Here is a 9722-nt window from a genome sequence, read left to right on the forward strand (position 1 = left end):
GAACATCTTCGCGGCAGCGGTGTGGGTCCAGCCGGTTTCCACGATCAGGCGGGCAAGACGTAGACGAGCGCGTGGGGTCAGTGCGGCGTTAGCGTGGGACATGAAGGCCTCCGGTGGGTGAAGCGGTTCCTCGACAGCTCCACTTCACAACCGGAGGCCTTCGCCTGTCAGACAGGCTCACCGCCAGGTAGCGGGACAACCTCCCTGGACATCACAGCTAGCGGCCCTCGAAACCACGCCGGGTACGCCGCGTCATGACGAGCCAGCACAGACGGTCTGACCTGCGAAAACTCGCCCTGTGGAGTAGTGCGCCGCACGGCCAGAACTGTCGGTGCTTCCTGGTGTGATGGGTCCATGAACGAGACCGCGCTGCACCCCCTGGCCGGGGTCGTCGCGCGCGTCCACGGAGACCTCGACGACGGCTTCGAGCTCGGTCTGCTCACGCTGGGCCCAGCCGAGACGGGCGCCGCGATCGTCGAGCTCGAGCGGGCCGCGAACCGTCTGGCTGCTCTGCAGTCGCGGCTGCTGGCCCACGCGGCGGCGGTGCGCGTGGAGGACACGACGGGTGCGCCGTCGACCGCGGTGTGGTTCGCGAACGCCACCCGCGTCACGCGCGCCGAGGCCCACCGCCGGGTCCGCACCGCCGTCGCCACCGAGGAGCGGTACGACGCCCTCGCCGCCGCAGGCACCTCCGGCGCCGTGTCACCCGGGCAGGCCGAGGTCATCGTGCGGGCCCTCGGGGATCTCGGCGACGAGGTGGAGTCAGCCGTCAGGGTGGACGCCGAGCGCGCGCTGGTCGGGTTCGCCGCGGAACACGACGCGAAGGACCTCCGTGTCCTGGGCCGGCGGATCCTCGACATCGTCGCCCCGGCCGTCGGGGAGGCCCACGAGGCCGAGCTCCTGGCCCGGGAGGAGCGGGGGGCCGCCGCGAAGGTGCGGTTGACGATGCGCGAGGACGGCCACGGCTGCGTCCACGGGAAGTTCACGATGCCGGAGATGCACGGCGCGATGTTCGCCAAGATGCTCGACGCCATCGCCTCGCCGCGACGTAGCCATCTCCGGAACGACGCGGCTCATGGCGCCGCCGACGACACCGCCGACGACACGGTCGACGCTCGGCCCGCCTGGGAACGCCGCGGCCAAGCGTTCGTCGAGCTCATCGAGCGCATGCGCGACGCCGACCTCCCCGACGCCGCCGGAGCCGGCGCCACCGTCGTGATCACCATGCAGGTCGACACCCTCACCGGCGGACTCGCAGCGGCGTCGCTCGACACCGGCCACCGCATCTCACCCGGCGAAGCACGCCGCCTCGCCTGCAGCGCGGACCTCGTGCCGGCGGTGCTCGGCACGAAGAGCGAGGTCCTCGACCTCGGCCGCACCGCCCGGTTGCACAGCAAGCCCCAGCGCATCGCGATGATGCTCCGGGACGGGGGTTGCACCGCCGACGGATGCGATGCCCCGCCCCACTGGTGCGAAGCGCACCACGACGACCCGTGGTCACGTGGCGGACGCACCTCCGTCGAACGCGGCCGGCTGCTCTGCTGGCGCCACCACCGCGTCGCCCACGACCCGACGTACCTCACCGAGACCCTCGGCACCGGCAAGCTGCGGTTCACCCGGCGGAACTGAGCAGCCCCCCTCAGCCGCACCGTGGTTTCGAGGGCCGCTGGCGCGGCCACCTCCACCACCGGACTGACGCGGCCACCTCAACCATCGGAGATGACTGGCGACCGAGTCGCCCCACCCGTCCCGCGCGCCGACTCAGGCGGGGGTGCGGGCCGCCGTACCGAGGCCGTGGCGGCGCAGCCACGCGTCGACGCGGTCGTAGGCCGCGCGGCGGGGCTCCTCCAGCGACAGGAAGATGTCGTGGCGGGCGTCGGGGATCGGCACCACGGTCGTCTCGTTGCCGAGGCAGCCGGCCCAGCGGGCGATCTGGCGCACGTCGAGCACGGTGTCGGCGCGGTCGCTCGCGTCGGTGTAGCGCCGTGAGTAGTGCGTCTTGTCCGAGCGCAGCACCAGCGAGGGCACCCCGACGTCGAGGCCACGGTGGAGGCGCGCGTGGCCGCGGCGTACTGCGTTGAGCCACCCCACGGTGATGGGGAAGGCGTCGATCGGCTTGAGCTCGAGGTCGAAGTCCCACTCGCCCGTGCCGGTGGTGTGGAGCGTCGAGCCGTAGACGCTGCCGGGCAGGTCCAGCGCCCGGAAGGGACGCACCTGCGCGACCGCCCGCAGCGCCCACGTGACGGGCCCCCGCATCCGCGGCTTGCCCTGCAGGTCGAACCACGGGCTGTTGAGCACCAGCCCGGCCACGGGGTCGAGGCGACCCGCGCGGCGCCGCCGGTCGAGCCACAGCGGCGTGATGAGCCCGCCGGTCGAGTGCGCGAGCACCACCACCGGGAGCTCCGGGTGGGCCTGCGCCACGATCTCGAGCGTGCGGTCGAGCTCCACGTCGTACTGCTCGAGGGTGGAGGCGTAGTGGGCCGTCTGCCCCGGGCGGCGCGAGCGGCCGCACTTGCGCAGGTCGAGGCCGTAGAAGGCCAGGCCGCGCTCGGCGAAGAAGTCGGCCAGCTCGGTCTGGAAGAAGTAGTCCGCGAAGCCGTGCACGTAGATCACGGCGCCGGTGACCTGCTCCTCGGGCCGCACCACCCGTCGCACGACGACGGCGGCGATGTCGCCCTCGCCGTCGGGGTCGGTGCCCAGCTCGATGGTGTGGCGCTCGTAGCCGTCGCCCAGGAGGTCCGGCTCCCACGTCACCGCGCTCACGCCCCGACCTCCACGAGCTCGCCGTGACGGCGGTCGCCGGCGTCGGTGGCCCCGGTGACCGGCGCGAGGGTCTTGTCGAGGTCCGTGCGCAGCGTCGTCAGCGAGTCGAGCACGTAGTTCTGCCGCACCTGCCACGGCCGGCGGTCGCCCTGCCGGGGGAACGCGCCGATCGAGCGCTGCACGTAGCCCGCGGCCAGGTCGAGCAGCGGCTGCGGCTCCAGGTCGCCGTTGGGGCGCGGCGCCACGGCGGCATGGCCGCGGCGGTCCATCCAGCCCAGCACCTTGCACACGAGGCGGTGGGTGAGGTCGGCGCGCAGCGTCCACGAGGCGTTGGTGTAGCCGATGCACACCGCGAAGTTCGGCACGCCCGTGATCATCGCGCCGTTCCACACGAACTGCTCCGACAGCTCGACCCGCTCGCCGTCGACGTGCGGCTCGATGCCGCCGAACGCCAGCAGGCGCAGGCCCGTCGCGGTCACGATGACGTCCGCCTCCAGCACCTCGCCCGAGCGCAGCAGCACGCCCTCGGGCACGAACCGCTCGACGTGGTCGGTCACGACGTCGGCGTCGCCCGCCTTGATCGCCCGGAACAGGTCGCCCGACGGGATGGCGCACAGGCGCTGGTCCCACGGGTCGTACGGCGGGGTGAAGTGGTCGGCGACCAGCTGCGGGTCGCCCAGCACCTTGGTGGCCAGGCCGGTCAAGAGCTTCCGCGCGGTCGCGGGGCGCCGGCGGCAGAACTGGTAGAACGCCGTGCTGAACGCGATGTTCTTGGCCCGCACGACGTGGTGCGCGGGGCCCTCGGGTAGGAGCGCCTTGATGCGCTCCGCCTTCTTGTCCCGGCTCGGCACGGCGCTGATCCACGTCGGCGTGCGCTGCAGCATCGTGACGTGCGCGGCCGCGCCGTCGCCCTTCAGCATCGACGGCACGAGGGTCACGGCGGTGGCGCCGGAGCCGATGACGACCACGCGCTTGCCGGCGTGGTCGAAGTCCTCGGGCCAGAACTGCGGGTGCACGACATGCCCGGCGAAGTCCTCCTGGCCGACGAACTCCGGCGAGTGCGGGTCGTCGTAGTCGTAGTAGCCGGCGCACGAGTAGAGGAAGCGGCAGGTCGTCGTGCGACGCTCCCCGCTCCGCGGGTCCTCGACCGTCAGCGTCCACAGCCCGGCGGCGGTGTCGAAGTCCGCGCCCACGACCTTGCTCGAGTAGCGCACACGCTCGGCGATCCCGAACTCGTCCGCGGTCTCCCGGATGTAGTCGAGGATCGACGCCCCGTCGGCCAGCGAGCGCCCGTCGCGCCACGGCTTGAAGGAGTAGCCGAGCGTGTACATGTCCGAGTCGGACCGCACGCCGGGGTAGCGGAACAGGTCCCACGTGCCCCCCATCCGCTCGCGGCCCTCGAGCACGACGTACGACAGCTCGGGGCGCTCGGTCTGCAGGCGGTACGCCGCGCCCACGCCGGAGAGTCCGGCGCCGACGACGACCACGTCGACGTGCTCGGTCACGGGGTCCGCGGGGGCGGTGGGGGAAGTGCTCATCCTCCGATGATGACGGGGGCGACGGCCGGGTTCTTGACCGGGCGCGACATAGTCTTGCCCCTGCGCGACACCGCCCGCGCGCCACGAGTACGCCGGGAGGTCGCCGCCGTGGGTCACATCCGCTCCGCCAGCCTGCGGGGGCTGCGCGCCACCGTCGCCGAGCTCGGCGGCGACGCGGAGACGCTGGCCCGCAGTGCCGGCGTACCGGTCGAGGCCCTCGACAGCGACGACGTGCTCATCACCGAGCGGGCGGCCGCCACGGTGCTGGAGCTGGCGGCGTCCTCGCTGCGCTGCCCCGACCTGGGGCTGCGGGTCGCCTCGCGGCAGGACATCACGATGCTGGGGTCGCTGGCCGTCGCGATCCAGCACTCCCCGACGCTGGGCGACGCGCTGGAGTGCACCTCGCGCTACCTGTTCGTGCACAGCCGCTCCCTGTCGCTGACCGTGGGGCCCGACCCCCTCGGCGAGCGGGGCGTGGCCGCGCTGCTCTACGGCCCCGCGGACGCGTCCGGGCCCGTGCAGGGCACCGACAGCGGCCTGGCGTTCCTCCACCGCACCATCACCTACCTCGCCGGCGGTCCCTACGGGCTGCGCAGCGTCGAGCTGCCCTACCGCCCGGCCGCCCCCCTCACCGTGCACGAGGCCTTCTACGGCGCCCCGGTCCGCGCGAGCCGGGACGTGCCCGCCGCGGTGCTCCGCGTGCCCCGCCACCTCATGCACCACGAGATGGGCGCGGTGAACGAGAACCTGCGCCAGCTCGCCCTGGCCTTCCTGGCCGAGCAGGCGCCGACGGTGGTCTCCGCCGTCACGCCCCGCGTGCGCGCCGCCGTGCAGGAGTCGCTCGGCACCCGACCCGTCGAGGTGCCGGCCGTGGCCGCCCTCCTCGCCCTGCACCCCCGCACCCTGCAGCGGCGGCTCGAGGCGGAGGGCACGACGTTCGGCGCGGTGGTCGACGACGTGCGGCGCCACACCACGCGCCGGCTGCTGACGACCACCGACCTGTCCATCGGCCAGGTCGCGCACCTCGTCGGCTTCGCCGAGCAGTCGGCGCTCTCGCGCGCCGCCCGCCGCTGGTGGGACAGCTCTCCCCGGGCGGTACGCCGGGGCGCCCGCGACGACCCGGGCGCGCGGCCCGCCTAGGGCTGTCGCGCTCGGGCAAGAAGTCGTCGTGCCCGGGCAAGTCGGCGGACGCGCCGGGCGGCAGACTCGCCGTACCGTCCGCCCGACCCGAGGAGTCCCCGCATGTCCCTGCCCCGCTTCCCGTTCACCGGCGCCGCCGTCGTGCTGACCGGAGCCGCCAGCGGGATGGGCGAGCACATGGCGCTGCAGCTCGCCGAGCGAGGCGCGGACCTCGTGCTCGTCGACCGCGACGCCGAGCGCCTCGCGGACGTGGCCGGCCGGATCCGCGCGGGCCACCCCGGCGTCGCCGTGCACACGGAGGTCGCGGACCTCGCCGACGTCGACGCGATCCCGGCGCTCGCCGAGCGCGTCCTCGCCGTGCAGCCGCGGCCCACCCTGCTCGTCAACAACGCGGGCATCGCCGCCGGCGGCCGCTTCACGGACCTGTCGGCGGCCGAGTTCGACACGGTGATGGCCATCAACTTCCGCGCCCCCGTCGCCCTCACCCGCGCCCTGCTGCCGGCGCTGCTCGGCACGCCGGGCAGCCACGTCGTCAACGTCTCGAGCCTCTTCGGCCTCATCGCGCTGCCGGGCCAGTCGGCGTACTCGGCCAGCAAGTTCGCGCTGCGCGGCTTCAGCGAGGTGCTGCGCGCCGAGCTCGCGCCCCAGCAGGTGGGCGTCACGACCGTGCACCCCGGCGGCATCCGCACCCGCATCGCCGAGACCGCGCTGGTGGCCGCCTCCGCCTCGCCCGATCAGGCCCGCCGCGGCAAGGAGTCGTTCGCGAAGCTGCTGACCTTCCCGGCCGACGTGGCCGCGCGGCAGATCCTCGACGGGGTCGAGCGACGCCGCGTCCGCGTGCTCATCGGCCTGTCGGCGAAGGTGCCGGACCTGCTGGCCCGCGTCACGCCGACGGGCTACGTCGCGGTCATGGACCGCCTCCGCCCGGGCGCCGCGAAGCGCCGCGGCACGGCGTCCTGAGACGCACGGCCGCTCAGCCGAGCGGCTCCAGGGTGGTCGGCGGGTCGGTGAGCTGGGGGCACCGCTCCAGGTAGGTGGAGTAGGCCTCGAGCTGGGCGACCTGCTCCGCGGAGTACGCCGGCTGCTCCAGCTCGGCGGCCACCGCGTCGGGCGGCACGGACGCGGCGTACTCGCGCAGCAGCTGCAGCCCCGCCGCCGCGTCGCCCGTCAGGTCCTCGGGCTGGGGGCGCTCGCCGATCGTGCGGGCCCACACGCGCAGGTCGTCGCCGGTCTCCATGAACTTCACGAGCCCGGCGGCCAGGCAGAACTCCTCGAGCACCTGCTCGGGCCCGGGGCTCGCCCCCTCGGTCGAGCCGGAGCCGTCCGTGGCCCCCGTGCTGCCGGGCGCAGGGACCGACGACGTCGCGCCGGCCGTCGGGTCCGCCTCGTCGCCCCCGCCGCAGCCCGCCAGCGCCACGGCGGCCACGAGCGCCACGACGGGCAGCAGGCGGCCGGGGCGGGCACGGCGTCGGGGGGAGGTCACGGTCCGGATCCTCGCACGGGCGGGCAACCGCCCCCGGACGCGCACGAGGGCGACGGTGGCCGGAGCCACCGCCGCCCTCGTGGAGGCGTGCGTCAGGAAGTCGCAGCGCAGGTGTCGGCGTAGTACGTGCCCAGCGCCTCGCCGGCGTCGGCGTCGTCACCCTCGCCGAACGGGTCCTCGACGTCGTCCTCGACCTCCTCGACGGTCTTGCCGTCGGCGTCGTTGAGCGCCTCGAGGAGGCTCTCGTAGCCCTCGCGGGCGTCGTCGGGGATGTTCTCCGGCGTGCCGGTGCTCTCGAGCTCGTCGATCGCGTCGCCGAGGTCGACCTCGGTGTCGGGCTCGGCCTCGGCCTGCTCACCCAGCGTCGTGAGCGCGGACTCGAAGGACGAGCAGAAGTCCTCCTCGCTCGCGTCGGTCGGAGCGCCACCGCCACACGCGGACAGCGTGCCGCCGGCCAGGACCAGCGCGGCGATGGAAAGAACTCGCTTCATCAAGGAACTCCTCGGGTCTCGGGTGGCGCCGGACGTCCTCGACGAGGCCCTCGACCCGGCAACCGCGGCCACCCTGCCCACGGCCCTGCGGGCGGAAACCCCCGGGTTCAGGCCGTTCTCAGAAGGGCGTGGCGCCCGGGCCGGCAGTCGGTCCAGCGCGTGGGGCCGGCGCCCCGGTCAGTCCCGGAACGCCGCGGGCAGCGGCAGCGCGAGCGCGGCGTCGAGGCGGTCGGCGTACTCGTGCCGGTCGACCTCGACCACCCCCAGGCTCGCGAGGTGCGGCGTCTGCCACTGCACGTCCAGGAGACGGGGGGCGGGCAGCTCGTCGGCGTCGCGCGCGAGCAGCTCGACGAGCCCGGCCAGCGCGACCTTCGACGCGTCGCGGCGCCGGTGGAACATCGACTCCCCCGCGAACAGCCCGCCGGTCGCGACGCCGTACAGCCCGCCCGCCAGCTCCCCGTCCTGCCACGCCTCGACCGAGTGGGCCCAGCCGAGTTCGTGGAGCCGCTGGTACGCCGCGGCGATGCGCTCGTCGATCCACGCGCCGGTACGACGCGGGTCGGCGCACGCCTCCACCACCTCGGCGAACGCCGTGTCGACCCGCACCTCGAAGTCGCGCATCGAGCGGCGCAGCGACCGGCTGACCCGCAGCCCGTCCAGGGGCAGCACGCCGCGGCGTACCGGGGAGAACCACCAGACGTCGTCCTCGTGCGGCATCGGGAACAGCCCGGTGCGGTACGCCGCGAGCAGGGTGCCCGGCTCGAGGTCGGCCCCCGCCCCGACGAGGTCGTCGTCGGGCGCCGTGCGGGGGTCGCCGAAGTCCCAGAAGGAGGGCGGCGGTTCGACGGGCACCCGCCCAACCTAGCCATCCGTAGGATCCGGACCATGGGGATCAAGCAGAAGCTCGGTTCGGCGGCGGCGGCCCAGGTGCCGGCCGTGGCGCCCAACCTCACGGCCAACTTCGTCCGGCAGGCCCTGGCTCGAGCCATCGACGGCGTGGGGCCGCTCAAGCCCGCCGCCGTGACCGCGCAGCAGGTGCTCGACGAGCACGACGGTGACGTCGAGGCCGCCGTCAAGGCGGTCATCGAGAAGCACGTGCGGCTCGCGGGCGCACAGGGGTTCCTCACGAACGTCGGTGGCCTCGTGACGGTCGCCGTGACCATCCCGGCGAACATCACGGGCCTCGCGGTCATCCAGTGCCGGATGATCGCGACGCTCGCGCACCTCCGCGGCTACGACCTCGCCGACCCGCGGGTGCGCAACGCGATCCTCGCCTGCCTCATGGGGCCGGCCGAAGTCGACCGCATGCTCAAGAAGAAGAAGCTGCCGGCCCCGCCGATGGCGCTCGCGACCGCGCCGCAGCACGACCCCGAGCTCGACCGGAAGATCTCGAACGAGGTCGCCACCGACCTCATCTCCCGCGTGGTCGGCAAGCGGCTCGCGGTCACCATCGGCCGGCGCGTCCCGGTCGTGGGCGGAGCGGTGGGCCTCACCGCCGACGGCATGTCGACGTGGAAGATCGGCCGCTACGCCGCCAAGGAGCTGCGGGCGCGGCACACCGGCGCCGCCGCCCAGAAGGCGTAGAGCGAGAGCCAGCCCTGCCGGCCGCCGGCCGGGACTGCGCTCGCGACCGTCACCGTGCCCGCTCCACGTCCCCGGTGCGTCCCGAGGTGAACGAGCACTAACCTGAGCCCGTGACCGCCGCCCCCACCCGTCGCGAGCAGATCCTGGCGACGGCCGCCGAGCTGTTCGCGGCGCGGGGCTTCCACGGCGTCTCGGTCACCGACATCGGCGCCGCCTGCGGCGTCTCGGGGCCCGCGCTCTACAAGCACTTCGCCTCGAAGGACGCGGTGCTCGCCGAGATGCTCGTCTCCATCAGCGAGGAGCTGCTGGCCAACGGCCGCGCCCGCTCCGACGGCGCCCCCGACGCCGCCACCGCCCTCGCGGCCCTGGTCGAGCACCACCTGGCCTTCGCGCTCGGCAACCGGGCGCTCATCGTCGTGCAGGACCGGGACTGGTCGTCGCTGCCGCCCGAGGCCCGGGAGCGGGTCCGCTCGCTGCAGCGCGCGTACGTCGACGTCTGGGCCGCGCGCCTGCGCGAGCTCGACCCCCGCCGTACCCGCGACGCGGCCCGCGCCACCGCCCACGCCGCGTTCGGCCTGCTCAACTCCACCCCCCACAGCGGCCTGCTCGACGACGAGGCGATGCGCGCCCTGCTGCGGGCGATGGCCCACCGGGCGCTCGGCCTGCCCGCGGCGGCCTGAGCCCGGGCCCGAGCGCGGCCCGAGCGCGGCCCGAGCGCGGCCC

At 74.4% G+C, this 9722-nt stretch carries 10 protein-coding genes and 1 pseudogene; 5 read left to right on the plus strand and 6 right to left on the minus strand.

What is annotated here, in order from left to right; genetic code table 11:
* Positions 1-102 (minus strand): annotated as a pseudogene (locus KK617_RS17925) (IS481 family transposase); the annotation flags it as partial.
* Between the two features lie 252 nt (positions 103-354).
* Between KK617_RS17925 and KK617_RS17930 the strand changes: the two are divergent.
* Positions 355-1629, plus strand: coding sequence for an HNH endonuclease signature motif containing protein (locus KK617_RS17930; RefSeq protein WP_277501554.1), 1275 nt, complete (start codon positions 355-357; stop codon positions 1627-1629).
* 132 nt (positions 1630-1761) lie between these two features.
* Here KK617_RS17930 and KK617_RS17935 read toward each other — a convergent pair whose 3' ends face one another.
* Positions 1762-2763, minus strand: a complete 1002-nt coding sequence (locus KK617_RS17935) for an alpha/beta hydrolase (protein WP_277501555.1) — start codon at positions 2761-2763, stop codon at positions 1762-1764.
* The gene (locus tag KK617_RS17940; protein ID WP_277501556.1) at positions 2760-4301 is read right to left on the minus strand and encodes an NAD(P)/FAD-dependent oxidoreductase; all 1542 of its coding nucleotides are present in this window, start codon (positions 4299-4301) and stop codon (positions 2760-2762) included. Before KK617_RS17940 ends, KK617_RS17935 begins: the two co-directional genes overlap by 4 nt.
* A gap of 108 nt (positions 4302-4409) precedes the next feature.
* Here KK617_RS17940 and KK617_RS17945 point away from each other — a divergent pair, with 108 nt between their 5' ends.
* Together KK617_RS17945 and KK617_RS17950 are read left to right on the plus strand one after the other, a co-directional pair.
* Positions 4410-5441: an AraC family transcriptional regulator gene (locus KK617_RS17945; RefSeq protein WP_277501557.1), complete on the plus strand. Its 1032-nt coding sequence runs from the start codon at positions 4410-4412 to the stop codon at positions 5439-5441.
* A gap of 102 nt (positions 5442-5543) precedes the next feature.
* The gene (locus tag KK617_RS17950) at positions 5544-6401 is read left to right on the plus strand and encodes an SDR family NAD(P)-dependent oxidoreductase (RefSeq protein WP_277501558.1); all 858 of its coding nucleotides are present in this window, start codon (positions 5544-5546) and stop codon (positions 6399-6401) included.
* Between the two features lie 13 nt (positions 6402-6414).
* Here KK617_RS17950 and KK617_RS17955 read toward each other — a convergent pair whose 3' ends face one another.
* The 3 genes from KK617_RS17955 to aat form a co-directional block, all read right to left on the minus strand.
* Positions 6415-6924, minus strand: coding sequence for a hypothetical protein (locus KK617_RS17955; protein WP_277501559.1), 510 nt, complete (start codon positions 6922-6924; stop codon positions 6415-6417).
* Between the two features lie 92 nt (positions 6925-7016).
* A complete protein-coding gene (locus tag KK617_RS17960; RefSeq protein WP_277501560.1) occupies positions 7017-7415 on the minus strand; it encodes a hypothetical protein in 399 nt (132 codons plus the stop codon).
* Positions 7416-7592: 177 nt separating this feature from the next.
* Positions 7593-8267, minus strand: a complete 675-nt coding sequence (gene aat / locus KK617_RS17965; RefSeq protein ID WP_277501561.1) for a leucyl/phenylalanyl-tRNA--protein transferase — start codon at positions 8265-8267, stop codon at positions 7593-7595.
* Between the two features lie 33 nt (positions 8268-8300).
* On the opposite strand from aat, the gene KK617_RS17970 reads away from it, so the two are divergent.
* On the plus strand, positions 8301-8999 hold the full coding sequence (locus KK617_RS17970) for an EcsC family protein (RefSeq protein WP_277501562.1): 699 nt from the start codon (positions 8301-8303) through the stop codon (positions 8997-8999).
* Positions 9000-9109: 110 nt separating this feature from the next.
* On the plus strand, positions 9110-9679 hold the full coding sequence (locus KK617_RS17975; RefSeq protein WP_277501563.1) for a TetR/AcrR family transcriptional regulator: 570 nt from the start codon (positions 9110-9112) through the stop codon (positions 9677-9679).
* The last annotated feature ends 43 nt before the right edge of the window (positions 9680-9722 follow it).

Source organism: Nocardioides sp. ChNu-99 (assembly GCF_029493445.1).
Classification (GTDB): domain Bacteria; phylum Actinomycetota; class Actinomycetes; order Propionibacteriales; family Nocardioidaceae; genus Nocardioides.